This is a genomic window from Streptomyces sp. NBC_01689 (assembly GCF_036250675.1).
Lineage (GTDB): Bacteria > Actinomycetota > Actinomycetes > Streptomycetales > Streptomycetaceae > Streptomyces.
Map to the genome: position 1 here is coordinate 4,255,175 of NZ_CP109592.1, position 24,696 is coordinate 4,279,870.

21 protein-coding genes and 1 riboswitch are annotated in these 24,696 nt (G+C 73.5%); of the genes, 7 read left to right on the forward strand and 14 right to left on the reverse strand.

The annotated features are described in order from the left end of the window. The first annotated feature begins 100 nt into the window (after positions 1-100). Positions 101-1,531 (forward strand): FAD-binding oxidoreductase, encoded by a 1,431-nt coding sequence (locus OG776_RS17985; protein WP_148010125.1) that lies wholly within the window; start codon positions 101-103, stop codon positions 1,529-1,531. Positions 1,532-1,573: 42 nt separating this feature from the next. Beyond that, a complete protein-coding gene (locus OG776_RS17990; RefSeq protein WP_148010124.1) occupies positions 1,574-2,329 on the forward strand; it encodes a decaprenylphospho-beta-D-erythro-pentofuranosid-2-ulose 2-reductase in 756 nt (251 codons plus the stop codon). A gap of 105 nt (positions 2,330-2,434) precedes the next feature. Here the strand turns inward: OG776_RS17990 and OG776_RS17995 are convergent, their stop codons facing one another. Together OG776_RS17995 and trpS are read right to left on the reverse strand one after the other, a co-directional pair. Beyond that, positions 2,435-3,022 (reverse strand): 2'-5' RNA ligase family protein, encoded by a 588-nt coding sequence (locus OG776_RS17995; protein WP_329321632.1) that lies wholly within the window; start codon positions 3,020-3,022, stop codon positions 2,435-2,437. Positions 3,023-3,180: 158 nt separating this feature from the next. After that, positions 3,181-4,194, reverse strand: a complete 1,014-nt coding sequence (trpS, locus tag OG776_RS18000) for a tryptophan--tRNA ligase (protein ID WP_148010122.1) — start codon at positions 4,192-4,194, stop codon at positions 3,181-3,183. Positions 4,195-4,408: 214 nt separating this feature from the next. On the opposite strand from trpS, the gene OG776_RS18005 reads away from it, so the two are divergent. The 3 genes from OG776_RS18005 to OG776_RS18015 all read left to right on the forward strand — a co-directional run bounded on the left by OG776_RS18005 (position 4,409) and on the right by OG776_RS18015 (position 7,021). After that, positions 4,409-5,023, forward strand: a complete 615-nt coding sequence (locus OG776_RS18005) for an RNA polymerase sigma factor (RefSeq protein ID WP_187285679.1) — start codon at positions 4,409-4,411, stop codon at positions 5,021-5,023. Then, complete coding sequence (locus OG776_RS18010; RefSeq protein WP_148010121.1) at positions 5,016-5,927, forward strand: hypothetical protein; 912 nt, start codon at positions 5,016-5,018, stop codon at positions 5,925-5,927. Before OG776_RS18005 ends, OG776_RS18010 begins: the two co-directional genes overlap by 8 nt. Before the next feature lie 431 nt (positions 5,928-6,358). Further along, positions 6,359-7,021: a hypothetical protein gene (locus tag OG776_RS18015; protein WP_410093197.1), complete on the forward strand. Its 663-nt coding sequence runs from the start codon at positions 6,359-6,361 to the stop codon at positions 7,019-7,021. A 135-nt stretch (positions 7,022-7,156) separates the two neighbouring features. On the opposite strand, the gene OG776_RS18020 is transcribed toward OG776_RS18015, so the two are convergent. The 3 genes from OG776_RS18020 to OG776_RS18030 form a co-directional block, all read right to left on the reverse strand. Continuing rightward, positions 7,157-8,602: a glycine hydroxymethyltransferase gene (locus tag OG776_RS18020; RefSeq protein ID WP_148010120.1), complete on the reverse strand. Its 1,446-nt coding sequence runs from the start codon at positions 8,600-8,602 to the stop codon at positions 7,157-7,159. A gap of 31 nt (positions 8,603-8,633) precedes the next feature. Beyond that, positions 8,634-8,721: riboswitch (ZMP/ZTP riboswitch) on the reverse strand. 107 nt (positions 8,722-8,828) lie between these two features. Next, positions 8,829-10,013: a glutathionylspermidine synthase family protein gene (locus OG776_RS18025; RefSeq protein WP_148010119.1), complete on the reverse strand. Its 1,185-nt coding sequence runs from the start codon at positions 10,011-10,013 to the stop codon at positions 8,829-8,831. 99 nt (positions 10,014-10,112) lie between these two features. Then, positions 10,113-10,460 carry a hypothetical protein gene (locus tag OG776_RS18030; protein WP_148010118.1) on the reverse strand — a complete coding sequence of 116 codons (348 nt, stop codon included), beginning with the start codon at positions 10,458-10,460 and terminating at the stop codon, positions 10,113-10,115. 132 nt (positions 10,461-10,592) lie between these two features. Between OG776_RS18030 and OG776_RS18035 the strand changes: the two genes are divergently transcribed. Beyond that, positions 10,593-11,453, forward strand: coding sequence for a hypothetical protein (locus OG776_RS18035; protein ID WP_329323723.1), 861 nt, complete (start codon positions 10,593-10,595; stop codon positions 11,451-11,453). Positions 11,454-11,713: 260 nt separating this feature from the next. Here OG776_RS18035 and pdxR read toward each other — a convergent pair whose 3' ends face one another. Beyond that, positions 11,714-13,129 carry a MocR-like pyridoxine biosynthesis transcription factor PdxR gene (gene pdxR, locus OG776_RS18040; protein ID WP_329321636.1) on the reverse strand — a complete coding sequence of 472 codons (1,416 nt, stop codon included), beginning with the start codon at positions 13,127-13,129 and terminating at the stop codon, positions 11,714-11,716. A gap of 47 nt (positions 13,130-13,176) precedes the next feature. Here pdxR and OG776_RS18045 point away from each other — a divergent pair, with 47 nt between their 5' ends. Further along, on the forward strand, positions 13,177-13,704 hold the full coding sequence (locus OG776_RS18045) for a carboxymuconolactone decarboxylase family protein (RefSeq protein WP_329321638.1): 528 nt from the start codon (positions 13,177-13,179) through the stop codon (positions 13,702-13,704). A gap of 39 nt (positions 13,705-13,743) precedes the next feature. On the opposite strand, the gene OG776_RS18050 is transcribed toward OG776_RS18045, so the two are convergent. The 8 genes from OG776_RS18050 to OG776_RS18085 all read right to left on the reverse strand — a co-directional run bounded on the left by OG776_RS18050 (position 13,744) and on the right by OG776_RS18085 (position 24,563). Continuing rightward, positions 13,744-14,700, reverse strand: a complete 957-nt coding sequence (locus OG776_RS18050; protein ID WP_329321640.1) for an ABC transporter substrate-binding protein — start codon at positions 14,698-14,700, stop codon at positions 13,744-13,746. Position 14,701: 1 nt separating this feature from the next. Beyond that, positions 14,702-16,660, reverse strand: a complete 1,959-nt coding sequence (locus OG776_RS18055; protein ID WP_329321642.1) for an ABC transporter permease — start codon at positions 16,658-16,660, stop codon at positions 14,702-14,704. Next, positions 16,660-17,814 (reverse strand): quaternary amine ABC transporter ATP-binding protein, encoded by a 1,155-nt coding sequence (locus tag OG776_RS18060; protein ID WP_148010113.1) that lies wholly within the window; start codon positions 17,812-17,814, stop codon positions 16,660-16,662. The genes OG776_RS18055 and OG776_RS18060 overlap by 1 nt, the downstream gene beginning before the upstream one ends. Then, a complete protein-coding gene (locus OG776_RS18065) occupies positions 17,814-19,337 on the reverse strand; it encodes a GMC family oxidoreductase (protein ID WP_148010112.1) in 1,524 nt (507 codons plus the stop codon). Before OG776_RS18065 ends, OG776_RS18060 begins: the two co-directional genes overlap by 1 nt. A gap of 48 nt (positions 19,338-19,385) precedes the next feature. Further along, on the reverse strand, positions 19,386-20,906 hold the full coding sequence (locus OG776_RS18070) for an aldehyde dehydrogenase family protein (RefSeq protein WP_148010111.1): 1,521 nt from the start codon (positions 20,904-20,906) through the stop codon (positions 19,386-19,388). A gap of 378 nt (positions 20,907-21,284) precedes the next feature. Then, the gene (locus tag OG776_RS18075) at positions 21,285-22,421 is read right to left on the reverse strand and encodes a hypothetical protein (protein ID WP_329321646.1); all 1,137 of its coding nucleotides are present in this window, start codon (positions 22,419-22,421) and stop codon (positions 21,285-21,287) included. A gap of 2 nt (positions 22,422-22,423) precedes the next feature. Further along, positions 22,424-22,801, reverse strand: a complete 378-nt coding sequence (locus OG776_RS18080) for a hypothetical protein (protein ID WP_148014719.1) — start codon at positions 22,799-22,801, stop codon at positions 22,424-22,426. Then, positions 22,794-24,563, reverse strand: a complete 1,770-nt coding sequence (locus OG776_RS18085) for a hypothetical protein (RefSeq protein ID WP_329321648.1) — start codon at positions 24,561-24,563, stop codon at positions 22,794-22,796. Before OG776_RS18085 ends, OG776_RS18080 begins: the two co-directional genes overlap by 8 nt. Positions 24,564-24,696 lie beyond the last annotated feature (133 nt).

Genomic DNA, 24,696 nt, shown 5'->3' on the forward strand with positions numbered 1-24,696 from the left:
TCAGTGATGACATCTCATTAATCACCTATTTCGGTGAGGCGCTGTTGGCGTCCGCGAGAGCGGGGTGTTATGCCCCTTTTTCGGCGATACGGTCACGGTCATGCCTGCCGACACCGCCTCCAACTCCGGCTCCCAGACCGGCTCCGCTCCCCCGCCCGCGCCCCGGCGTGTCTCCGTCGCCGTCACGACCGAGACCGTCTCCGTCTCGGGCTGGGGCCGTACCGCCCCCAGCGCCGCGCAGCTGGTGCGCCCGCGCAGCCACGCGGAGGCGGCGGCCGCGGTCCGGATGTGCGGGCCACGCGGAGGCATCGCGCGCGGGCTGGGCAGGGCCTACGGCGACGCGGCGCAGAACGCGGGCGGCGCCGTGCTCGACATGACCGGCCTGGACCGCGTCCACACCGTCGACGCGGTCTGCGGCACCGTGCTGTGCGACGCCGGGGTGAGCCTGCACCGCCTGATGGAGGTCCTGCTCCCGCTCGGCTGGTTCGTACCGGTCACACCCGGCACCCGCTGGGTCACGGTCGGCGGAGCGATCGGCGCGGACATCCACGGCAAGAACCACCACGGCGCGGGCTCCTTCTCCCGCCATGTGCTCTCCTTCGACCTGCTGACCGCGGACGGCACGATCCGGACCGTGGACCGCGGCAGCCCCCTCTTCGACGCCACCACCGGCGGCATGGGCCTGACCGGGGTGATCCTGTCGGCCACCGTCCGGCTCCTGCCGGTGGAGACCTCCCTGATGTCCGTCGACACCGAACGCGCGAGCGACCTCGACGACCTGATGGCCCGTCTCACCGCCACCGACCACCGCCACCGCTACTCGGTCGCCTGGATCGACCTGCTCGCACGCGGCCGGTCGACAGGACGCGCGGTGCTGACCCGCGGCGAGCACGCACCGCTCGACGCCCTGCCCGCCCGCGCACGCCGACAGCCCCTCGCGTTCCGCCCCGGCCGCCTCCCGGCCCCGCCCGCCCTCATGCCGAAGGGGCTGCTCGGCCGGACCACGGTCGGCCTCTTCAACGAACTCTGGTACCGCAGGGCACCCCGCGCGCGCACGGGTGAACTGCGGACCCTCCCTGCCTTCTTCCACCCCCTCGACGGGGTGCCGCACTGGAACCGGATCTACGGGCGCGCCGGCTTCGTGCAGTACCAGTTCGTCGTCGGACACGGCCGGGAGGAGACCCTGCGCCGGATCGTGCGGCGCGTCTCGGAGCGCCACTGCCCCTCCTTCCTCGCCGTCCTCAAGCGCTTCGGAACGGCCGACCCCGGCTGGCTGTCCTTCCCGGTGCCCGGCTGGACCCTCGCCCTGGACCTCCCGGCGGACCTGCCCGGACTCGACACCTTCCTCGACGGACTGGACGAGGAGGTGGCCGGGGCCGACGGGCGCGTCTACCTCGCCAAGGACGCGCGGCTGCGGCCCGAACTGCTCGGCCGGATGTACCCGCGGCTGGACGAGTTCCGGCGCCTGCGCGCCGAGTTGGACCCCCGCGGCGTGTTCACCTCGGACCTCTCCCGCCGGCTCCGACTCTGAGAACCGGCACGTCGCCCACGCCCCCACCCCCTAGGAGCTGACATGAAGGACGCCTTCGGCGCCCCCCAGTCCCTGCTGATCCTCGGCGGCACCTCCGAGATCGCGCTCGCCACGGCCCGCCGTCTGATCGCGCGCCGCACCCGCACGGTGTGGCTCGCCGGACGCCCCTCGCCGGCTCTGGAACGCGAGGCCGAGCAGCTGCGCGGACTCGGCGCGGACGTCCGTACCGTCGCCTTCGACGCCCTCGACTGCGAGTCCCACGAGACGGTGCTCGGCAAGGTCTTCGCCGAGGGCGACCTCGACATGGTGCTGCTCGCCTTCGGCATCCTCGGCGACCAGGCGCGCGACGAGCGGGAGCCGCTGGCCGCGGCGCGGATCGCGCAGACCAACTACACGGGCGCGGTCTCCGCGGGGCTGGTGTGCGCGCGGTCCCTCCAGACGCAGGGGCACGGTTCGCTGGTGGTGCTCTCCTCGGTGGCGGGCGAACGCGCCCGGCGCTCCAACTTCATCTACGGGTCCAGCAAGGCGGGCCTGGACGCCTTCACCCAGGGCCTGGGCGACGCGCTCTACGGGACCGGGGTCCACGTCATGGTCGTACGCCCCGGCTTCGTCCGTACGAAGATGACGGCCGGCCTCGACGACGTCCCCCTGTCCACCACTCCGGAGGCCGTCGCGACCGCCATCGAGGTGGGGCTGCGGAGGCGCTCGGAGACGGTGTGGGTACCGGGGGCGCTGCGGCCGGTGATGTCGGTGCTGCGGCACGTGCCGCGGGCGGTGTTCCGGCGGCTGCCGATCTGACGGACGCCGCCCCGACCCGGCCGGATCCGTCGTGCGGGGGCGGCGGACGGCGGGAGGACGGACGCGCCGGACCCCGCGACTCCGGCATGATCCGGAAGAAAGGCCCTAGCGGGCCGGCAGCGTCGTGGTGTCCTGGTCCGCGGGCGCGCTCGCCTGCGGCGGCACGATCGCGCCCCCGAACGCGTACTCGCGCAGCTTGCGCCAGACGCTGTCGGGGCCCTGCTCGTAGAGGGCGAAGCCGGTGCACGGCCACTGGGCCTCGTACCCGGCGAGCTCCTCGTAGGCCCGGTCCATCGCCGCGTCGTCGATGGCGTGCGCCACGGTGACGTGCGGGTGGTACGGGAAGTTCAGTTCGCGTGCCACGGGACCGGAGGCATCCCTGACCTGCTTCTGCAGCCAGGTGCACGCCTCGGTGCCCTCCACGACCCGGACGTAGACGACGGGCGACAGCGGGCGGAAGGTGCCCGTGCCGCACAGCCGCATCGGGAAGGGGCGCCCGGCGGCGGCGACCTCCAGGAGGTGCGCCTCGACCGCCGGCAGCGCCGAGGCGTCCACCTCCGTCGGAGGCAGCAGGGTGACGTGTGTGGGAATGCCACAAGCCGCGGGGTCACCGAAGCCCGCGCGCCGCTCCTGGAGCAGGCTGCCGTGAGGCTCCGGGACCGCGATCGACACTCCGATCGTTACGGTCCCCACGTCGTCTCCTGTCGTTGGGTCGATGTCCGGTGTTCCCGCGCGCGGGAACGACTACCGGCTCGGCTATCGACTGTACGGCGATACGGCCCGATACCGGCCGTCGTACCGGTGTTGTTCTCGTCTCGTACGGGCTCTCGAACGGTGTCGCGCGGGCGCTCTCAGTGCTTGGCGGGCAGGAAACCCACCCGGTCGTACGCCTGCGCGAGCGTCTCCGCGGCCACGGCGCGGGCCTTCTCGGCTCCCTTGGCCAGGATCGAGTCGAGCGTCTCCGGGTCGTCCAGATACTGCTGGGTGCGCTCCCGGAACGGCGTCACGAAGTCGACCATGACCTCGGCGAGGTCCGTCTTCAGCGCACCGTAGCCCTTGCCCGCGTACTTCTCCTCCAGTTCCGCGATACCGGTTCCGGTGAGGGTCGAGTAGATGGTCAGCAGGTTGCTGACGCCCGGCTTGAGCTCGGTGTCGTACCGGATGACGGTGTCCGTGTCGGTGACCGCGCTCTTGACCTTCTTGGCGGTCGCCTTCGGGTCGTCGAGAAGGTTGATGAGGCCCTTGGGCGTGGAGGCCGACTTGCTCATCTTGATCGACGGGTCCTGGAGATCGAAGATCTTCGCCGTCTCCTTGAGGATGTACGGCTTCGGGACCGTGAAGGTCTCGCCGAAGCGGCCGTTGAAGCGCTCGGCGAGGTCGCGGGTCAGCTCGATGTGCTGGCGCTGGTCCTCGCCCACCGGGACCTCGTTGGCCTGGTACAGCAGGATGTCCGCGACCTGCAGGATCGGGTACGTGAAGAGGCCGACGGAGGCGCGGTCGGACCCCTGCCGGGCGGACTTGTCCTTGAACTGGGTCATGCGGGACGCCTCGCCGAAACCGGTGAGGCAGTTCATGATCCAGGCCAGCTGGGCGTGCTCGGGCACATGGCTCTGGACGAAGAGCGTGCAGCGCTCCGGGTCCAGGCCCGCGGCCAGCAGCTGGGCGGTGGCGAGCCGGGTGTTGGCGCGCAGGTCCGCCGGCTCCTGCGGGACGGTGATCGCGTGCAGGTCGACGACCATGTAGAACGCGTCGTGGGACTCCTGCAGGGCCACCCACTGGCGCACGGCGCCGAGGTAGTTGCCGAGGTGGAACGAGCCTGCCGTGGGCTGGATTCCGGAGAGCACGCGGGGACGATCAGAGGCCATGCCGACCATTCTCTCAGGTATCCGCGCCCGGTCCGGAACTGGCGCGGAACGGAGGGCGACGGAGGGGGACGGAAGGGAAGAGGGAGGGGAGGCCGGAGGAAGGAGAGCGAGGGGAACGGGGGGAGGGGCGGAGAGCGGGGGGAGGGGCGGGGAGCGGGGGGAATTGAGGAGGCGCGGGTGGGAACCGATCCGTGCCGGGCGGTGTAGCAGGAGTGTGAGGACGCGGGAGGGGGGCCGCATCGTCGTCGACGAGGCCGCGGTGATCGCTCGCGTACGCGCCGGGGAGGCGGAGGCGTACGCGCAGCTGGTCCGCGCCCACACGGGCATCGCGATCAGGGCGGCCCGGGCGCTCGGGGCAGGCGCGGACGCGGAGGACGTGGTCCAGCAGGCCTTCCTCAAGGCGTACTGCGCGCTGGGGCGGTTCCGGGACGGCTCGGCCTTCAAGCCGTGGCTGCTCTCGATCGTCGCCAATGAGACGCGGAACACGGTGCGCACGGCGGTGCGCCAGCGCACGCTGGCCGGCCGGGAGGCGGCGCTCGCCGAAGCGGACCCGCGGATACCGGAATCGGTGGACCCGGCGGCGGCCGCGCTCGGGGCGGAGCGGCGGGCGGCACTGCTGGCGGCCCTCGATCAGCTGAGCGAGGAGCACCGGCTCGTCGTGACCTACCGCTATCTCCTGGAGATGGACGAACCCGAGACGGCCCAGGCCCTGGGCTGGCCGCGGGGAACCGTGAAGTCCCGTCTGAACCGCGCCCTGCGCAAGCTCGGCCGGCTGCTGCCCGGCTTCGGGCCGGGCGATCCCCGGGAAGGGGGTGACGCACGTGGCTGAGCCGCAGGGGCGGCGCCCGGGGCCCCCGGGTGACCGGGAGCGGGCGGCTCGCGGGGACACCCCGCGGCTCGCGGAGGAGCTGCGCGCGCTCGGACGGTCGCTGGACGGGCCGGGCGGGACCGGGGGCGAGTCGATGGCCGAGCGGGTGCTGGAGCGGATGCTCGCCGAGCGCGTCCCGGTCCCGGTGGCGGTCCCGCCGGGGCCCGGCGAGCGGGTCCGCGCGGTGCGTCGCCGGCTGCGGGCGCGGGGCCGCGTGCTGGCCGCGGGCCTGTGCGGCCTGCTGGCGGTGCTCGTGCTCACGCCGCCGGTGCGGGCCGCGGTCGTCGACTGGTTCGGCTTCGGCGGTGTCGAGGTGCGGTACGACCCGTCGGCGGTGCCGTCCCCGGGGGCCGGGGTGCCGGGCTGCGGCCCGTCGCTGACGCTGGCCGAGGCGGGTCGGCGGGCCGGGTTCGCGCCGCTCGTGCCGGAGGCCCTGGGGGTGCCGGACGCGGTGACGGTCACGCGGGAGCCGAGGGTGGGATTCCTGGTGACCCTGTGCTGGCGCGAGCGGGGACGCACGGTCCGGCTGGACGAGTATCCGGCGGGCCTCGACATCGGCTTCACGAAGACGGTGCGGGAACCGCCGGAGTGGGTGTCGCTGGACGGGGACGAAGGTGGCGGGGACGGCGGCGGGAGCGGGCCGGGGGACGCGGGCTTCGGTGGTCCGGCGCTGTGGTTCCCGCGGCCGCATCTGCTCAGCTTCTGGCTGATCGACGGGTCCGGCGACCGCGTCACCCGCTCGGAGCGGACCGCGGGCCCCACGCTGCTGTGGACGCGCGGGGGCGAGGTGACCCTCCGCCTGGAGGGCGTCCCGTCGAAGGCGCGCGCGGTGGGGATCGCGCGGTCACCGGCGCGGCGGACATGAGCGGCCGGGAAGACGGCCGGGAAGGGGAACCCCGGCGGCTCGGGCGGTGTACCAGAAGTGACCCATGGCCTGCGGTGCGCGGTGACGCCGCCGCCTCGGGGCCGGGTCGGTCGGCCGGATGACGGCCGGCGTGCCGCGGCCCGGGACCGAGAGGCGGCCCGGCCGGGCGGGTGACGGTGGAAGAAGTACCAGGACCGGCCGGTGGGCGCGCGCATCGGCCCGGGTCCGGGGAAGGGATGAGGGGCGGTTCGGGTCTACGAGCGTCGGGGGGACGGATGAGGTGGCGGGTCCTGCACGGGGAGAGCCGAGAGGGGCGCGGACGGCGGCACGGCGGCACGGCACCCGGGTGGCGCGGGCACCGGGCGCCATGGGGGCGGCGGGACCGGACGTGGTGGTCGGCCGGGGGTGCACGGTGGTGGCTGCCGGTCCTGGTGTCGCTGGCGACGGCCCTGCTCGGCGCGCCCGTGGCCCTGGCCGCGGCTCCCGGCGCGGGGGCGCGGGCCGACACACCGGACCTGGCCCTGGTCGTGGCCGGAGGCACCGGGCACACCACTCTTCTGCGTCCCGGGGACGGGGACTTCGCACTCCTCTGGCGCCTGCTGACCCCCCGGTTCACGGGCACGGAGAGAGTGCCCGACGCCTGGGCGGCAGGCGACTATCCGGCGGCGCGCGCCACCGTGATCTGGGGGATGACGGGCATCGGAGGCTGGCCGCAGACCAGCCGGGCACCCGGCGGGGACGTCGCCGTCGAGCGGGAGGACCAGGTGTTCCTGGCGCGTGACGGCACGCCCTGGGTGCGGTCGGACCCGTCGCCGGACGTGGCGGACGACGACATCCGCTGGCACCGGGCACCGCGCTCGGTCTTCGACCGGCTGGTGGAGCCCGGGGGACCGTTCGGACCGGGGACCACGGCGGTGCGCGCGGCGGCGAAGGCCGCCGGTCCGGCCGTGCGCGCGAGATGGGCGGTGGCCGGACTGGCGGTCGGGCTGCTCGGCGGTGCGGCGGGTACCCGTGTGCTGATACGCCGCGCGGCGGCCCGGCACGAGGTGGCCGGGCCGCCGCGGGAACCACGACAGGAGCTGATCGATCTGTAGGGCCGACGGGTCCCGGGCCCGTGCCCTGCCCTCCGGCCGGGGTCCGGGGGCTCGGTCGGGCCTCGGGACCTGGAGGGCCGGGGCTCGGTCGGGCCTCGGGACCTGGAGGGTCGGGGCTCGGGCCTTCGCGGCGGCTCAGCCGAGGTCGATCTCCGGGTAGAGCGGGAAGGGGGCCAGCAGGTCCGTGGCACGGTGCGAGATCTCGTCGGAGATCTTCGGGTCCAGGACGTGCTGGGCCTTGGACGGGCTGCCCTTGGCCGTGGTGCCCGGCTCGGCGGCGGTGAGGACGCGGTCGATCAGACCGGCGATCTCGTCCATCTCGCCGGTCCCCAGACCACGGGTGGTCAGAGCGGGCGTGCCGATGCGGATACCCGAGGTGTACCAGGCGCCGTTCGGGTCGGCGGGGATGGCGTTGCGGTTGGTGACGATGCCCGAGTCGAGCAGCGCCGACTCGGCCTGACGGCCGGTGAGGCCGTAGGAGGAGGCGACGTCGATCAGGTTCAGGTGGTTGTCGGTGCCACCGGTGACCAGGGTGGCGCCGCGACGCATCAGGCCCTCGGCGAGGGCACGGGAGTTGTCGACGACGGCCTGGGCGTAGTCGCGGAACTCGGGGCGGCGGGCCTCGGCGAGTGCGACGGCCTTGGCGGCCATGACGTGCGGGAGCGGGCCGCCGAGGACCATCGGGCAGCCGCGGTCGACCTGCTCGGCGAGGGTCTCGTCGCACAGGACCATGCCGCCGCGCGGGCCCCGCAACGACTTGTGGGTGGTGGTGGTGACGATCTGGGCGTGCGGGACCGGGTCGAAGTCGCCGGTGAGGACCTTGCCCGCGACCAGGCCGGCGAAGTGCGCCATGTCGACCATGAGGGTGGCGCCGACCTCGTCGGCGATCTCCCGCATGATCCGGAAGTTCACCAGGCGGGGGTAGGCGGAGTAGCCGGCGACGATGATCAGCGGCTTGAACTCGCGGGCGGAGACGCGCAGGGCCTCGTAGTCGATGAGCCCGGTGGCGGGGTCGGTGCCGTAGGAACGCTGGTCGAACATCTTGCCGGAGATGTTCGGGCGGAAGCCGTGGGTGAGGTGACCTCCGGCGTCGAGGGACATGCCGAGCATCCGCTGGTTGCCGAAGGCACGGCGCAGTTCGGCCCAGTCCGCCTCGGAGAGGTCGTTGACGTTGCGGACTCCGGCCTCGGCGAGAGCCGGGGCCTCCACCCGGGCGGCGAGGACGGCCCAGAAGGCGACGAGGTTGGCGTCGATACCGGAGTGCGGCTGGGCGTAGGCGTGCTCGGCGCCGAAGAGTTCCCGGGCGTGCTCGGCGGCGAGGGCCTCGACGGTGTCCACGTTGCGGCAGCCGGCGTAGAAGCGGCGGCCGACGGTGCCCTCGGCGTACTTGTCGCTGAACCAGTTGCCCATGGCCAGCAGGGTGGCCGGGGAGGCGTAGTTCTCCGACGCGATCAGCTTGAGCATGTCGCGCTGGTCGGCGACTTCCTGGCCGATGGCGTCCGCGACGCGGGGCTCCACGGCCCGGATCACGTCGAGGGCGCTGCGGAAGGCGGTGGACTCGGTGGACAGGGGCTCGGACATGACGGCCTCCGGACGTGGCGTTCGGCGTTCACGGGTCGGCCCAGGCGCACGGCACACAGTTCACGGAGCCGCTCCCCGATGGTCGGTCCCATCCCAGCGCGCCAGTCACGGCTCCGGGCGCCAGCCTACCGGCCGGGCCCGATCACGGGCCACGCGGAGTGGCGGGGCGGCGCGGCCGCGTGGCGTGCCGGATGTCACGAAGCGTTCCTCGTGACGGGGAGGAGCCTCAGAGGATCACGTGGGGCAGGAACCGGGCGTACTCGTCGGTGATCAGGCCGGTGGACTCGCGGATGCCGAGTCCCGCGGGCTCGTCCTCCACCACCCAGGCGCCGAGCACGACGTGGTTGCCGTCGAAGGCGGGCAGCGGGGCCAGCTCCTGGTAGCAGCAGGGTTCGTCCGGGGCGGCGGGGTCCGTGCCGGGCGGGTGGACGGTGACGCCGGCGCCCTCGCGGCCGAGCAGGGGCTTGGCGACGTACCCGGTGGTCGTGGCCAGCTCGCGCGGGCCGTCGAGGTGGGCGGCCAGCAGGTTGGGGTGGCCCGGGTACAGCTCCCAGAGGACCGCCAGAAGCGCCTTGTTGCTGAGAAGCATCTTCCAGGCGGGCTCGATCCACATCGTCGAGCCCGTACCGCCGCCGTTGTCTAGGGTGTCCAGGACGTGGCCGGCGAAGCGGTCGCTGGTGAGCCACTCCCAGGGGTACAGCTTGAAGCAGCTGCGGATGAACCGGAGCCGGTTGTCGACGAAGCGGCCGGACAGGGAGTCCCAGCCGATCTCCTCGACCGTGATCCAGTCGGTGTCGAGGCCCGCCTGTTCGGCGGTCTCCTTCAGATAGGCGACGGTCATCAGGTCCTCGCCGAGCTCGTCCTCCGCGGAGTGCGCGAAGTGGAGGGGGCTGCCCGGCGGGAGGAGGGAGGCCTGCCTGCGCCAGGCGGCGACGAGGCGTTCGTGCAGGGAGTTCCACTGGTCGGCGCCGGGGAAACGCTCCTCCATCCAGAACCACTGGGGGCTCGCGGCCTCGACGAGCGAGGTCGGGGTGTCGGCGTTGTACTCCAGCAGTCTGGCGGGCCCCGTGCCGTCGTAGCGAAGGTCGAAGCGGCCGTAGACGGAGGGGAGTTCGGCGCGGCGGTGCCAGGCCTCGGCGACCGCCCGGGCGACCCGCGGGTCGGTGATGCCGAGATCGGCGAAGCGGTTCTCCGCGACGATGTGCGCGGCCGCGGCGAGGCACATGCGGTGCAGTTCCCCGACGGTGTCCTCCAGGGCCTCGACCTCGGGCAGCGAGAAGGAGTAGTACGCGCTCTCGTCCCAGTAGGGGCGCAGCGAGCCGTCCGGGTGGCGGGTCAGGGGGTAGACGAGCCCCTGCCGCTCGACGGTCCGCTGCCAGTCGGCACGGGGTTCGAGGGAATGGCGTTCCACGGCGTGACGGGTCCGATCGGGTACGGGGTGGAGCGGTGCGAGGTGGGTGGGTCCGGGTCGTCAGGTACCGCGGGGTACGCGGCCGGTGGCGGCGTGGGCTCAGCCGCCGGAGCCGCCCTTGCCGCCGCCCTTGCCGCCGATGCCGCCGCGGTCCACGCCGTGGCCGTGGCTGCCGCCGGACCCCTTGGCCGGCTTGGTGAACGAACCGCCGTCGACCCAGCTGCTCTTCTTCGTGCCGCCGTAGTACCAGGAGCCGGGCACGGCGGACTTCGAGGAGGCGCAGTTCTTGTCGGCGACGACCTTGTAGCCCTTGTGCGCCTGGTAGCTGTCACGGTCGACACAGCGCTTGTCGGGTTCGGAGGAGCAGGCGGTGAGGGTCGCCGCGAGCAGTCCCACACCGCCGAGCACGACCGTGCCGGAGCGCAGTCGCCGTCGTGTGTCCGCCATGTTCCGTCCCCCGTGGTCCCGATCGTGTCCGTCCGGCTCAGTGCCGGCGATCAGCGTAGAGACCGGCTCCGCCCGCTACGCAGTGACCCCCGTCGATTCGCCTTCCCCTACAGTCACTTCGTGCTCTTTGGAATGATGTGCGCCCTTGGCGCGGCGGTCTGTTTCGGTACGGCGACGGTGCTGCAGGCGATCGCCGCGCGGACGGCGGCGGCCACCGGCGGCGGCGCCGGAGGGCCGGGCGGGGACGCGGCGCTGCTGCTGCGGGCGCTGCGGCAGTGGCGGTATCTCGCCGGGCTGGCGCTGGACGGCCTCGGGTTCGTGTTCCAGATCGCGGCGCTGCGGTCGCTTCCCATCTACGCGGTCGGCGCGGCGCTGGCGTCGAGCCTCGCGGTGACCGCGGTGGTGGCGGCGCGGCTGCTGCGGGCCCGGCTCAGCGGGACGGAGTGGGCCGCGGTGGGGGTGGTGTGTGCGGGGCTGGGGATGCTCGGGCTGGCGTCCGGGGCCGAGGGCGGCCGGGCGGGCTCCCTCACACTGAAGTACGCGATGCTGGGGACGGCGGTGCTGGTGCTGCTGCTGGGGCTGGTGGGCGGCCGGCTGTCGGGGCGCGGGCGCGCGCTGGTGCTCGGGCTCGGGGCGGGGTGCGGGTTCGGGGTGGTCGAGGTGTCCGTGCGGCTGATCGACGGCCTCGCGCCGGGGACGCTGCTGCGCAATCCGGCGGTGTACGCGCTGCTGGTCGGGGGCGGCGCCGCGTTCCTGCTGCTGACCACGGCACTGCAGCGCGGCTCGGTGACGACGGCGACCGCGGGCCTGGTGATCGGCGAGACCATCGGGCCGGCCCTGGTGGGGGTGGTCTGGCTGGGGGACCGTACCCGGGAGGGCCTGGAGTGGCTGGCCGTGCTCGGCTTCCTGGTGGCGGTCGCCGGAGCACTGGCCCTGGCCCGGTTCGGCGAGGCCCCGGTGGAGACGCGGACGCCGACGCGGCAGCGGGCCTGACGGTCCGGGCCGACACGACCGGAGTCGACACGACCGGCGTCGACACGGCCGGCGGAGCGATGACGACCGACGCGTCACCGCCCCGGCACGACCGGCGGCGCGACCACGACCGCCGCGTCACCGAAGGCGCTCGAAGGCGCTCCTCCCCCTCCGGCGTATCCCGGAAGCCGTGCCCCCTCACCCGGCCGTGGCCGCGCGGGACACCGTCCCGCGCGCGGCTCCGGGAGGCCGGCGGCGGGCGCCCCGGAGAGCCCCATGGATCATCCGCCGACGGAGGCCAGGGCCGCGCAGAGCGCGTCCAGGGCGCCGGACCAGGCGTGGTCAGGGGGTGTCCCGTACCCCACCACCAGCGCGTCCGTCCGCCGCTCCGTCCAGTCCGGGTGGCGGTAGCGGTCCAGTCCGTGGACGGCGAGACCGTGCCAGGCCGCCGCCCGCAGCGCGGCCCGCTCCGTGCCCGGCGGGAGCCGCAGCACCACGTGCAGACCGGCCGCGATCCCGGTCGCCCGGACCTCCGGGGCCCGCGTCGCGACCTCCGCCACCAGCGCGTCCCGGCGACGGCGGTACCGCAGACGGGCCGCGCGGACCTGCCGGTCGTAGGCGCCCGAGGTGAGGAACTCGGCCAGGGTCAGCTGGTCCAGCACCCCGCAGGACCACTCCGCCTCGCCCTTCGCCGCGACCACCTCCGGCGCGATCGACGGCGGCAGCACCAGCCAGCCCAGCCGCAGCCCCGGTGCCAGGGACTTGCTGACCGTGCCCAGATGGACCACGTGGTCGGGGTCGAGGCCCTGGAGCGCGCCGACCGGCTGGCGGTCGTAGCGGAACTCCCCGTCGTAGTCGTCCTCCAGGATCAGCCCGTCGCGGCGCCGCGCCCAGTCCACCACCGCGGCCCGCCGTTCGGGGTCCAGGGGCAGCCCCATCGGGAACTGGTGGGCGGGGGTCAGCAGCACCGCCCGTGTCCCGGCGAGGTCACCGGCCGTCAACTCCTCGGTGCGCACGCCCCGTTCGTCGAAGCCGAGCGGCAGCGTCCGCAGGCCGGCGCGTTCCACCAGGTCCCTGTGCACGTCCAGCCCGTACGGCTCGACGGCCAGCGTCCGGGCTCCCCGCGCGCGCAGCACCTGGCCGAGCAGCCTCAGCCCGTGCGCGAACCCGGAGCAGATCACGATGTGTTCCGGGTCGGCGCGGACTCCGCGGGCCCGCGCCAGATAGCCCGCCAGGGCGGTGCGCAGTTCCACCCGGCCCCGCGGGTCGCCGTAGCCGAGGGCTTCGTGCGGTGCCGCCGCGAGCGCCCGGCGGGAGGCCTTCAGCCAGGCCGCGCGCGGGAAGAAGGACAGGTCGGGGGTGCCGGGCGACAGGTCGTACGCGGGCCGGGAGCGGGTGCGGTCCGGTTCCGGGACGGCCGACGGCACGGGCACCGGACGTTCGGCGACGCTCGTGCCCGAGCCCTGGCGGGCGGTGAGCCAGCCCTCGGCCACCAGGTCGGTGTACGCGTCCGCGACCGTGTTGCGGGCGATGCCCAGGTCGGCGGCGAGGGAGCGTGAGGAGGGCAGCCGGGTGCCGGGCGCCAGCCGGCCGCCGCGGACCGCCTCCCGCAGGGCGTCCGTCAGCCCCTTGCGCACACCGGAGCCGGTTGGCTCCACATGGAGGTCGATCCCGAAAGTGGCCCAAGATTCCGCCATGGAAATGGACCATACTCCTGGGCTGCCTGCTTCGTAGGGTTCGAGACATGACGACGAACGACACCCCCACCGACCTCCCGACCGGCACCACCACCGAGGAGTACGCCCCCGAGCACAGCCCCCGTCTGGCCTGGGCCAAGCTGGCCCCCGACGTCTACAAGGCCATGGTCCGGCTCGACACGGCCGCCCAGCAGGGGCTCGACCCGAAGCTCGGCGAGCTGGTGCGGATCCGCGCGTCACAGCTCAACCACTGCGCGTTCTGTCTCGACATGCACAGCAAGGACGCGCTCGCCGCGGGCGAGAGCGTCGAGCGGATCGTGCAGCTCGACGCGTGGGACGAGTCCCGGCACTTCTACACCGAGAAGGAGCTCGCGGCGATCGAGCTGACGGAGGCGGTCACCGTGCTGACCGACGGCTTCGTGCCCGACGACGTCTACGCGCGCGCCGCCCGGCACTTCGAGGAGGCCGAACTGGCCCAGCTGATCGCCTCCATCGCGGTGATCAACGCGTGGAACCGGTTCGGCGTGACCTGCCGGCTCGTGCCCGGCCACTACACACCGGGCCAGTACAAGTAAGGACGGCGGTGCCGCCCCGGCGTGCCGGGGCGGCCCGGCTCACGACAGCCACGCCCGCCAGGTCGACGGGTGGCTGTCCACCCACTTCTTCGCCGCGTCCTGCGCCGACATCTTGTCGTTGGCGATCATCAGGGAGACCTCGTTCTGGTCCTCGGTCGTCCACCTGAACTTCTTCAGGAAGGCGGCCGCCCTGCCGCCGTTCTTCGCGAAGTCCGTGTTGAGGTACTTCTGGAGCGGGGTGTGCGGATAGGCGCAGGCGACCTTGGCCGTGTCCGCGTCGCAGCCCTCCTTGTAGGCGGGCAGCTTCACCTCCGTCATCGGGACCTTCTTGAACAGCCACTGGGGTGAGTACCAGTACGTGAGGAAGGGCTTCCGCTCCTTCGCGAACTGCTTCATCTGGGTGATCTGCGCGGCTTCCGAACCGGCGAAGACGACCTGGTAGTCCAGCTTCAGGTTGCCGACCAGCGCCTTGTCGTTGGTCACGTACGACGGGGAGCCGTCCAGCAGCTGGCCCTTGCCGCCGCTCTCCGCGGTGCGCAGCCGGCCGGCGTACTTGTTCAGGTTCTTCCAGTCGGTGACGTCCGGGTGCTGCCGGGCGAAGTACGTGGGCACGTACCAGCCGATGTGCCCGGTGACCCCCAGCCCGCCGCCCGCGACGATCGTCTTCTTGTCCCGGACGTACCGCTTCTCCTGGTCGGGGTGGCCCCAGTCCTCCAGGATGGCGTCGACCCGGCCCTGGCTGAGCGCGTCCCAGGCGGGGACCTCGTCGACCTGCACGGTGTCGACGCGATAGCCGAGCTCGTGCTCCAGGAGGTACTGGGCGACACCCACGTTGGCCTGCGCGCCCACCCAGGACTGCACGGACAGGGTGACCGTGCCGGCGCCCTGGGCGCCCGCGAAGGGCGAGGCCTGCTTGGTCATGTCGGCCGCGCCGCAGCCGGTCAGCAGCAGCAGCGCGGACACACCGGCCGTCACCGGAATCGTACGGACGCGCATGTCACGCTCCCTTCTTCGTGGACCGCCGGGTCGGCTGGGTCACCCGGTCGAGCATCAGGCCGAGGCAGACGATCGCCGCTCCGGCCACCAGGCCGGTCGCCAGGTCGCCCTGGGCGAGGCCGAACACGACGTCGTAGCCGAGCGCGCCGCCGCCGACCAGACCGCCGATGATGACGACCGCGAGGACCAGCACGACCCCCTGGTTGACGGCGAGGAGCAGGGCCGGGCGGGCCAGCGGGAGCTGGACCTGGCGCAGTTGCTGGGCGCCGGTGGCGCCGAGCGAACGGGCCGCCTCCAGCGCGGCCGGGTCGACGGCGCGCAGTCCCTGCGTGGTGATACGGACCACGGCGGGCAGGGCGTAGACGACGGCCGCGGCGACGGCGGGCGCGCGGCCGACGCCGAACAGCGCCACCACGGGGATGAGGTACACGAACTGCGGCATCGTCTGGAAGACGTCGAGGACGGGCCGCAGCAGCCGCTCGACACGCTCGCTGCGCGCGGCCGCCACACCGGTCGCGAAGCCGAGCACGAGGGTCACGGCAACGGCGGCGAGCACCTGCGAGAGCGTGTCGAGGGAGGGCTTCCACACGCCCAGCACCCCGATCGCGGCCATCGCGAGGACGGCGGTGAGCGCGGTGCGCCAGGTGCCGATCAGCCAGGCGAGGGCGGCGACGATCAGCAGGACCGACCACCAGGGCAGCGCCTGGAGGCCGTCCCGCAGGGGGTCCAGGACCCAGGTGGTGAAACGGCCGGCCCAGTCGGCGGTGCCGCCGAGGTAGGGGACTCCGGAGTAGAGGTGGTCGGTCATCCAGCCGACCACGCGGTTCACCGGCTCGGCGATGTGCAGGGTCCAGGTGCCGGGCCAGTCGAGCCGGTCGGTGAGGCGTCCGGCGACCGCCGCGGCGACGGCCGCGGCTAGGGCGTACACCCAGGTGAGGGCGGTTCCTCCGGCGCGGGTGCCGAGCCGCTCGCCCGCGGCGCCGGTCACCCGGTCCAGGACCACCGCGAGCAGCACGATCGGGATGCCGGCAGCGAGCGCGGCACCGACGTCGACGGAGGCGAGGGCCTGGTAGACACGGTCGCCGAGGCCGCCCGCCCCGATGACGGAGGCGATGACCGCCATCGACAGCGCCATCATGATGGTCTGGTTGAGGCCCAGCAGGAGTTCCTTGCGGGCCAGCGGGAGACGGGCGGTCAGCAGCCGCTGCCGGGCCGTGGCGCCGAGCGAGGTGACGGCCTCCATCACCCCGGTGTCGGCCTCGCGCAGGCCGAGCGCGGTCAGCCGGGCCATGGGCGGCGCCGCGTACACGACGGTGGCGAGGACGGCGGCGGGGACCCCGATCCCGAAGACCAGGACGACCGGCAGCAGGTACGCGAACGCCGGGAGCACCTGCATGGTGTCGAGGACCGGACGCAGCGCGCGGTAGGTGCGGTCGGAGAGACCGGCGGCGAGGCCGAGCAGCGCGCCGAGGGCGACGGACGCGAGGACGGCGACCACCATGAGCGCGAGCGTCTGGAGGGTGGGCACCCACATGCCGAGCAGCCCGCAGGCGAGGAAGGCGGCGGCCGTTCCGAGCGCGAGCCGGATGCCGGCGGCCCGCCAGGCGACCAGAGCCGCGGCCACCGTGACGCCGGCCCAGCCCGCGGCGAGCAGCGCCAGGTAGACGGCGCGCACGCAGAGGACGACGGCGTTGCTGACGTAGCCGAAGAAGTACAGGAACAGCGGGTGGCTGTCCCGGTTGTCGATGATCCAGTCGCTGGTTCTGCCGAGGGGGCCTGCGAGGTCGACGGTGAGCGCGTGCGGCCAGGTACCGCTGGCCCAGCGGGAGTCGAGAACCGGGACGAGGACGGCCGCGGCGACGGCGAGCAGCAGGATCTTGGCCAGGGCGCGGTGCCGGCCGGCGCTCCTGAGCAGGGCGGAGACGCCGGTGTGTCCGACGGTCGCGGTGACGGCGGCCATCAGGCCACCTCCTCGCCGCGGGGCGCGGAGTCCGTCCCCGCCACCACCCCGAGCAGCGCGGCCGGGTCCACGACGCCGAGGCAGCGTCCGTTCTCCATGACCCGTGCCGTGTCGCCGGAGCGGGCCACCGCCTCGATGGCCTGCGACACGGTCGTCCCGGGTGCCACCGCCGGACCCCGGACGGCCTCGGCCGCGGAGGCGGGCCGCATCGCCGTACGGACCGTCATGACCTGTTCGCGGGGCACGTCGCGGACGAACTCGCGGACGTAGTCGTCGGCGGGTGAGCCGACGATCTCCTCGGGTGTGCCGAGCTGGACGATACGGCCGTCGCGCATCAGGGCGATGCGGTCGCCCAGGCGCAGGGCCTCGTTCAGGTCGTGGGTGATGAAGACCATGGTGCGGCCCTCGTCGTGGTGGAGGCGGACGACCTCCTCCTGCATGTCGCGCCGGATGAGGGGGTCGAGCGCGCTGAACGGCTCGTCGAAGAGCAGCACTTCGGGGTCGACGGCGAGGGCGCGGGCGAGCCCGACGCGCTGCTGCTGACCGCCGGAGAGCTGACCGGGCCTCCGGTGCTCCATGCCTTCGAGGCCGACCTTGGCGACGACGGCGGCCGCCCGCTCGCGGCGCTCCGCCTTGCCGACGCCCTGGATCTCCAGGCCGTAGGCGACGTTGTCGAGGACCGAGCGGTGCGGGAGCAGGCCGAAGTGCTGGAAGACCATCGCCGCACGGCGGCGGCGCAGTTCGCGCAGCCGGGCCCGGTCCATGGCGCGCACGTCCTCGCCGTCGATGGCGATCGTGCCCGCGGTCGGCTCGATGAGCCGGGTCAGGCACCGTACGAGGGTGGACTTGCCCGAGCCGGACAGGCCCATGACGACGAACACCTCGCCCTTGCGCACGTCGAAGCCGACGTCCCGGACGGCCGCCGTGCAGCCGGTGCGGGAGCGGAGCTCGGCGGGGGTGAGGGCGGCCAGTCCGGGGTCGGCGGGGACCCGCTCGGGCCGGGGCCCGAAGACCTTCCACAGCCCGTCCACGGAGAAGACGGGCGCACCGGAGCCGTGCGCGGTACCGGCGCCACCGGACTCGCCGGCGCTCCCGGCACCACTGGCGTCACTGGCACTGCTGGCGTTACTGGCACTGCCGGCACTGGTACTCATCACGCACCGCCCCCGATCAGCTCGGCACATTTCTCGCCGACCATGAGCACCCCGATCATCGGGTTCACGGCGGGCATGGTCGGGAAGACGGACGCGTCGGCGACCCGGAGACCGTCGAGTCCGCGCACCCTGAGTTCGGGGTCCACCACCGCGTCGGAGTCCGCGGCCGCCCCCATCCGGCAGGTGCCCGCCGGGTGGTACACGGTGTGCGCGACCTGGCGCGCGTACGCGCTCAGCTCCTCGTCGTCCGTGACCTCCGGACCGGGGCACACCTCGCGCTTGAGCCAGCCGGCGAGCGGCTCGGTCGCGGCGATCTCACGGGCGATCCGGATCCCGTCGACGAGGGTGCGGCCGTCGTAGTCGTCCTCGTCCGTGAAGTAGCGGAAGTCGAGGGCGGGTTTGACCGCCGGGTCGGCGCTCGTCAGATAGAGCCGCCCGCGGCTGCGCGGCTTGGGGATGTTCGGCGTCATCGAGACGCCGTGCGCGGGGCGTTCGTACCCGATCCGCTCCGGGTTGTCGGTGAACGGGACCTGGTAGAAGTGGAACATCAGGTCGGGGCCCGCGTGTCCGGGGTCGCGGCGCACGAAGAGGCCCGCGTCGGAGTCCATCGCGGAGTTCTCGGGGATGGGACCGTCCGTCTCCCACACGATCACCGACTCGGGATGGTCGAGCAGGTTCTCGCCCACGCCAGGCAGGTCGTGGGCGACGGGTATGCCGAGCGCCTCCAGGTCGGCGGCGGGTCCGATGCCGGAGTGCAGCAGCAGCCGCGGCGAGTCCACGGCGCCCGCGCACAGCACGACCTCGCGCTTCGCCCGTACGAGGATCTCCTCGCCGTCCTTGGTGCGCACGTGCACGCCCGTCGCGCGGGTCCCGGCCAGCTCCAGCCGGTGCGCCCAGGTCTCCAGCATCAGCGTGAGGTTGGGCCGTTCGTCCATCACCGGGTGCAGATAGGCGACGGACGCGCTGGACCGCTTGTTGTTCTCGGGGTGGTAGGCGAGATCGAAGAAGCCCGCGCCCTCGGTGAACGGCTGCTTGTTGAAGCCCTCGACGCGGGGGACGCCCAGCGCGGACCGGGCGGCGTCCACGAAGTCGCGGGCGATGGCGTTCCGGTCCTTCTCGTCGACCGGGACGATGTTGTTGAGGAGCCGCGCGAAGTACGCCTCCATCGGCACCGCGCCCCAGCCCTCGGCGCCCGCCGCCTCCCACTCGTCCCAGTCGGAGGGCAGCGGCTTGAACGCGATGAGCGTGTTGTGCGAGGAGCAGCCGCCCAGCACCCGGGCACGGCTGTGCCGGATGTGCGAGTTGCCGCGGGGCTGTTCGGTGGTCGGGTAGTCGTAGTCGAGCTCACCCCCGAGCAGGCCCATCCAGCGGCGCAGGGTGAGGACGTCCTCACGGCCGACGTCGCTGGGACCGCCCTCGACGACGGCGACGGTGACGTCCGGGTTCTCGGTGAGCCTGGAGGCGATCACGGAGCCGGCCGTCCCGCCTCCGATGACGACGTAGTCGTACGTGTTCTCGTGCATGTGGTCGTGCTCCAAGGTGCTGTGTGCGGTGGGGGGTGCTTCGGCGGGTCAGCCCGCGAACCAGCGGACCGGCCTGGGCGCGAGGTTCTGGTAGACGTGCTTCGTCTCGCGGTACTCGGCGAGGCCCGCCGGGCCCAGTTCGCGCCCCACACCGCTCCTGCCGAAGCCGCCCCACTCCGCCTGCGGGAGGTAGGGGTGGAAGTCGTTGATCCAGACGGTGCCGTGCCGCAGCCGTCCGGCGACCCGGCGGGCGCGGCCCGCGTCGGTGGTCCACACGGCCCCCGCGAGCCCGTACTCGGTGTCGTTGGCGAGCGCGACGGCCTCCTCCTCGGTGCGGAAGGTCTCCACCGTCAGGACGGGCCCGAAGACCTCCTCACGGACCACCTTCATCCCGCGGTGGCACTGGTCGAGGACGGTCGGCTCGTAGAAGTAGCCGGTGGCGGGCCTGCCGTCGGACGGTTCGGGACGCTGCCCGCCGGCCCGCAGCACGGCCCCCTCCGCCAGCGCGGAGGCGACGTACGCCTCGGTCTTCTCCCGCTGCTGCTCGGAGACGAGCGGGCCGCACTCGACACCTTCCTCGGTGCCACGTCCCAGCCTGATCCGCCCGGCCCGGCGGGCGAGTTCGGCGACGAAGCGCTCACGCACCGACTCTTCGACGATGAGGCGGGAGCCCGCCGAGCAGACCTGGCCGCTGTGGATGAAGGCGGCGTTGAGCGCCTGGTCGACGGCGGTGTCGAAGTCCTCGTCCGTCGCGCAGGCGTCCGCGAAGACGACGTTGGGGTTCTTGCCGCCGAGTTCGAGGGCGACCTTCTTGACGGTGTCGGCCGCGGCCCTGGCCACCTTCGCCCCGCTGACCAGGCCACCGGTGAAGGAGACGAGGTCGACGTCCGGGTGCTCGGCGAGCCGCGCGCCGACCGTGTGTCCGGGCCCGGTGACGAGATTGGCGACCCCGGCGGGCAGACCGGCCTCGACGAGCAGCCGCAGCAGCGCGACCGTGGTCAGCGGCGTGATCTCACTCGGCTTGAGCACGAAGGTGTTCCCGGCGGCCAGCGCCGGTGCGACCTTCCAACTGGCCTGCAGCAGCGGATAGTTCCAGGGGGTGATGAGCGCGCAGACACCCACCGGCTCGTGCACGACGACACTGTGGACGTCCTTCGACCCGGCGTCGACGACCCGGCCGCCGCCCTCCCCCACGACCAGATCGGCGAAGTACCGGAAGGCGTCCGCGACACAGTCGATGTCGACGCGCCCCTCCTCGACCGTCTTGCCCGCGTCCCGGCTCTCCAGCAGCCCGAGCTCCTCGCGGTCGCGGACCAGGAGGTCGGCGACCCGGCGCAGCAGCGCGGCCCGCTCGGCGACGGGGGTGTGCGGCCACGGACCCCCGTCGAAGGCTGCGCGGGCGGCCGCCACGGCCGCGTCGGTGTCCCTCTCGTCACCCTCCGCGACCACGGCGAACGGCTTGGCATCGGCGGGATCGAGGATCTCGCGGGTCGCGCGGGACGCGGCCGCGCGCCACTCCCCGCCCACATGGAGCGTCTGTTCTGCCTGCTGAGCCTGGTGTCCGGCCATGGTCGGTGCTGCCTTCCGTTCCTGATCCATTCCCCTGTGTCACAGACGTGTCACTCTCGGGGACCGTGAGCGCATGCCCCCCGACCCGGGATGCATGCACGATCGGTGACCGGAAGTGCGCCGTGTCACTGAAAAATCGACAGAAAGACCACCAGACGGGACAAGGTCCGGAGCGGAAGGGCCGCCCGGACGCGGCGCGGCCGCCCCCGTCCCCACGGACGGGGGTGTCGGCGAGGCCGGGCTCCCGGGCCGCTCACCGGACGGCGATCACTCGCCGGGGCCGCTCACCGGGCCACGACCGCCCGGCCGGGCCGCTCACCGGACGGGAAGCGGCTCCGGGCTCGCCGGAGCCGCCGCGGTTCCGGCCGGGACCTCGGTTCAGCAGGCGCCGGCCAGGCAGAAGGAGGTCACCGCGGCCTCCTGGATCTGCCGCTGCTCGGGCCACGACCCGGCAGGTCCCGAGGTGAGGACGACGTACAGCTGACCGCCGCCTGCCGGGATGACCCGGTCCAGCGTGCGCACGTCGACCCCCCACTTCCGGCTGGGGTGGGAGTAGTCCAGCTCGGCGGCCTCGCCCCGGGCGTCGGGCACGGAGGTGAGGCTGTTGCGGTGGTAGCCGGGCACCTGTTTCCTGAGGTCCTTCTCGGCCGCCGTGAGCGTGCCGCGCGGGGTGGGGGCGTCCTCACTGACCCGGAAGACCTGCAGATAGCGGGGACCTCCGCCGGATTCCCGGAAGAAGTAGATCGTGACGCCGTTCTTGCCGCCCTGCGTCTCCGCCTGCCAGCCGTCCGGTACGGCCGTGCCGAACTCCGCGTTGGACACCCGGTGGTATCCGGTGGGGAGGGCGCTCACCGACGGGGACGCGGAGGTGGCGTCCAGGCTCGGCGCGGGGGTCGGGCCGGAGAGGGACGTGTCCTGGGCGCTCGGACCCGTGGGCGCGGTGGACACCTTGGTACGGGCGTCGTCCTTGTGCGTGCCGCCGCCGTCCCGGCTCCACACGTACCAGCCGCCGAACCCCGCGGCCCCGCCGACCAGGAGGGCCACGGTCAGCACCGCCACCACCCGCCGCACCGAGGGCCGCGAGCCGGGTCCCGGGGCGGGAAGCGGCACGGGCGTCGCGTAGCCCGGGTAGTACGGGGCGGGGCCGGGGTGGAGAACGGGGGCCGGGTACGCGCTCGGCTGACCGGCGCCCGGATCGTGGGCGGCGGCGGGGGCCGAGCCGGAGCCTCGGCCGGGACCGGAGTCCACCGCGGACCCGGCCCCGCCGGGACCGGCATCGGCGGGGCCGGCCTCGCCGGTGGAACCGGCGCCCGCTCCGGCGTCGGCAGCGGGGCCTTCGCCCGGCCCCTGACCGGGCGGGGTGGCGGGGGCGGGGGCGGGCGCGGGGCCCGGCGGGTGGACCGGCTCGAACCCCGGGCGCGGCGGAGGCGGCGGGGTGTAGCGGCCCGGCGGCGCGCCGCCCGTGTCCCAGCTCTGCGTCTCGGCGTTCCAGTGGACCTCGTCCCTGCCCGCCACGGTCAGTTCCCCAGCAGCGCGGAGACGGACTCGGCCACCGCGCCCGCCGAGGCCAGCAGCCCGGTCAGCGCTCCGGCGTCCGTGAGGGCCTGCCGGAGCCGGGTGAGCCGGCTCTGCCCCGCCCGGCCCGACTCCTCGATCTCGGCCTGGGCCACGGCGAGTTCACGCTCCAGCCCGGCCGTCTGACTGCTGGCGACCAGCCGCCCCAGGTCGGCGCGGAGTTCACGCACCTGGCGCAGCAACTCCTCGTGTGCCTGGTCGCGTTCCGGCGCTCCGGCGCCCGGCTGATTGACGACGTTGTTCCCGTCGCCGATCGCGAAGGCCCCGCTGACACCGCTGATGTGGATGGATCCTCTTCCGGCGGCCTGCTCGTCAGCCATTGCCGTCCCCTCCCGCCCCGTTCGACGTGCTCGGTGTGCTCGGTGTGCTCGGTGTGCTCGGTGTGCTCGGTGCGTTCGACGCGTCCGGTGTGCCGGGCGCGCCCGACGGACCCGCCGGATCCGGCGCCCGGTTCGTGACGACGTTGTTGTCCCCCACGGCGAACGCCCCCCGCGCGTTCTCGATCAGGGTGCTGCCGCCGCTCACGTTGACGACCTTCTGCGCGAACTCGTCCGTCCGGTAGCCCGAGTCCTTCAGTACCTGGCGCACGCCCTGCGCGACCCGGTCCTGGACCGACTTGAGATAGCGGGCGACGTCCATGTCCTGGAAGAGCGAGACGGCCTCCCCCGAGCCCAGCTCGCGCACCGACCGCGCGGGTCCGTCCGGCATCGCCGCGCCGTAGCCGGCGGTGAGGATCCGCCAGCTCAGCGCCACTCCCCGGGCCACCGTCACGACGGCCAGGGGCGCCGAGCGAGGGGTGCGCACGAGCGCCCACACCGCCTTGCCCAGGGGGCTGTTGTGACGGTGCTGGTGGGCGACGCGGTCCGCGTTCTCGAAGTCGGCGCGGACCGGCAGCAGGACGTGCGGGGCGATCTCCAGCATCAGCATGCCGCCCTGGGTGTGGACCCGGACGAAGACGGTGGTGACGACCTCCTCCTCCCAGCCCCCCACCCGCACCCGCAGGAAGTGCCGGCGGGTCTCCCCGCCCTCCTCGACCGACTCGGCGCTGTGCGCGACGAACGCGTCCTGGTGGTACGGCGCGAGATCCCGGCGCGGCAGCCCCGCCACCGGCAGGAACACGCACTCGTCGATCTCCAGGCGGCGCAGCCGGTCCCGGACCGCGCCCCCGGCGTGCGGCGAGGGCAGCCGCAACCGCGCCAGCAGCTCGTGGATCCGGTCGAGGATCACCCGGTTGTTGATGGGCAGCGGCGGCGTCTCGCGCGCCGGGTCCGGCCGCAGTTCGACGGCGAGGCTCCAGGTGTCGTACGCCCGCCCGGCACCGCAGAAGGGGTGTGCCGCGTGGTACATCACCAGGGGTGAGTGCTGCTCGACGCGGATGCGCTGCCGCAGCCGCTGGAACCGTCGCCCCTCGGCGAGTTCGGCGGGGTCGGCGGCCATGTCGCCGAAGCGGGCCGGGTGCAGCTCGTGCGCCAGCGCCCGCGCGAACTGACCGCGCTGCAGGGCGACGCACACCGCGACGAGCGCCAGGACGAGCAGCGCGCACCAGGCGTTGACCGGCCGGATGTGCACCCCGCCGTTCTCGAAGAGCGCCGTCACCAGCGGGGTCGGGAGGATGAGGTCGAAGAACTCGTACAGCTCCTGCTGGTCCACGGAACCAAAGGCCGCGCGCACCGTCGTGATCGAGGCGTAGACCATGAGGATCCGCCCCGTCCACCGCACCCACCACGCGGGGAACCGCCGGTACCACGGGGGACGTTCCTGCGACCCCCGGATCCAGGTGGCGGCGGCGAGGGACAGACACGGGAACAGGAGCGCGATCAGCAGATAGCCGGAGAGCGGGAGACCCACCACCCACAGTCCCAGGATCAGGGCCGCCCAGCCCAGCTCGATCCGGCGTGCGCGCAGCGCGTGGGCCAGGACGCGTGCCGCGTCGTGTCCGAGCGAGGGGGCCGCGAGCCGCTCCTCGTGGACGTACAGCTCTTCGATCACCGCGTCGCGGTAGCCCGCGTCCAGATAGGCGCCCGCGCAGAGCAGCCGGGTCGCCTCGCTCGCCCCGGGCGGCACACCCGGTTCACCGGGCACCACGGTCCGTGGCGGCCGAGGCTGCTGAGGTAACTGGAATGTCTGCGTCAACGCTGCTCCCCCGAGGCGTGAACTGCCGTGTTACGCACACGCGTTGGTGTGTCCGGCGTCACAGCATAGGGGGCGCGCGTCC

Coding starts and splice junctions, on each gene's coding strand:
- OG776_RS17990 (WP_148010124.1), top strand. CDS start 1,574: ATGAAGGACGCCTTCGGCGCCCCCCAGTCCCTGCTGATCCTCGGCGGC.
- OG776_RS18060 (WP_148010113.1), bottom strand. CDS start 17,814: ATGAGTACCAGTGCCGGCAGTGCCAGTAACGCCAGCAGTGCCAGTGAC.
- OG776_RS18020 (WP_148010120.1), bottom strand. CDS start 8,602: ATGTCCGAGCCCCTGTCCACCGAGTCCACCGCCTTCCGCAGCGCCCTC.
- OG776_RS18050 (WP_329321640.1), bottom strand. CDS start 14,700: ATGCGCGTCCGTACGATTCCGGTGACGGCCGGTGTGTCCGCGCTGCTG.
- OG776_RS17985 (WP_148010125.1), top strand. CDS start 101: ATGCCTGCCGACACCGCCTCCAACTCCGGCTCCCAGACCGGCTCCGCT.
- trpS (WP_148010122.1), bottom strand. CDS start 4,194: ATGGCCTCTGATCGTCCCCGCGTGCTCTCCGGAATCCAGCCCACGGCA.
- OG776_RS18080 (WP_148014719.1), bottom strand. CDS start 22,801: ATGGCTGACGAGCAGGCCGCCGGAAGAGGATCCATCCACATCAGCGGT.
- OG776_RS18055 (WP_329321642.1), bottom strand. CDS start 16,660: ATGGCCGCCGTCACCGCGACCGTCGGACACACCGGCGTCTCCGCCCTG.
- OG776_RS18030 (WP_148010118.1), bottom strand. CDS start 10,460: ATGGCGGACACACGACGGCGACTGCGCTCCGGCACGGTCGTGCTCGGC.
- OG776_RS18065 (WP_148010112.1), bottom strand. CDS start 19,337: ATGCACGAGAACACGTACGACTACGTCGTCATCGGAGGCGGGACGGCC.
- OG776_RS18045 (WP_329321638.1), top strand. CDS start 13,177: ATGACGACGAACGACACCCCCACCGACCTCCCGACCGGCACCACCACC.
- pdxR (WP_329321636.1), bottom strand. CDS start 13,129: ATGGCGGAATCTTGGGCCACTTTCGGGATCGACCTCCATGTGGAGCCA.
- OG776_RS18070 (WP_148010111.1), bottom strand. CDS start 20,906: ATGGCCGGACACCAGGCTCAGCAGGCAGAACAGACGCTCCATGTGGGC.
- OG776_RS18035 (WP_329323723.1), top strand. CDS start 10,593: ATGATGTGCGCCCTTGGCGCGGCGGTCTGTTTCGGTACGGCGACGGTG.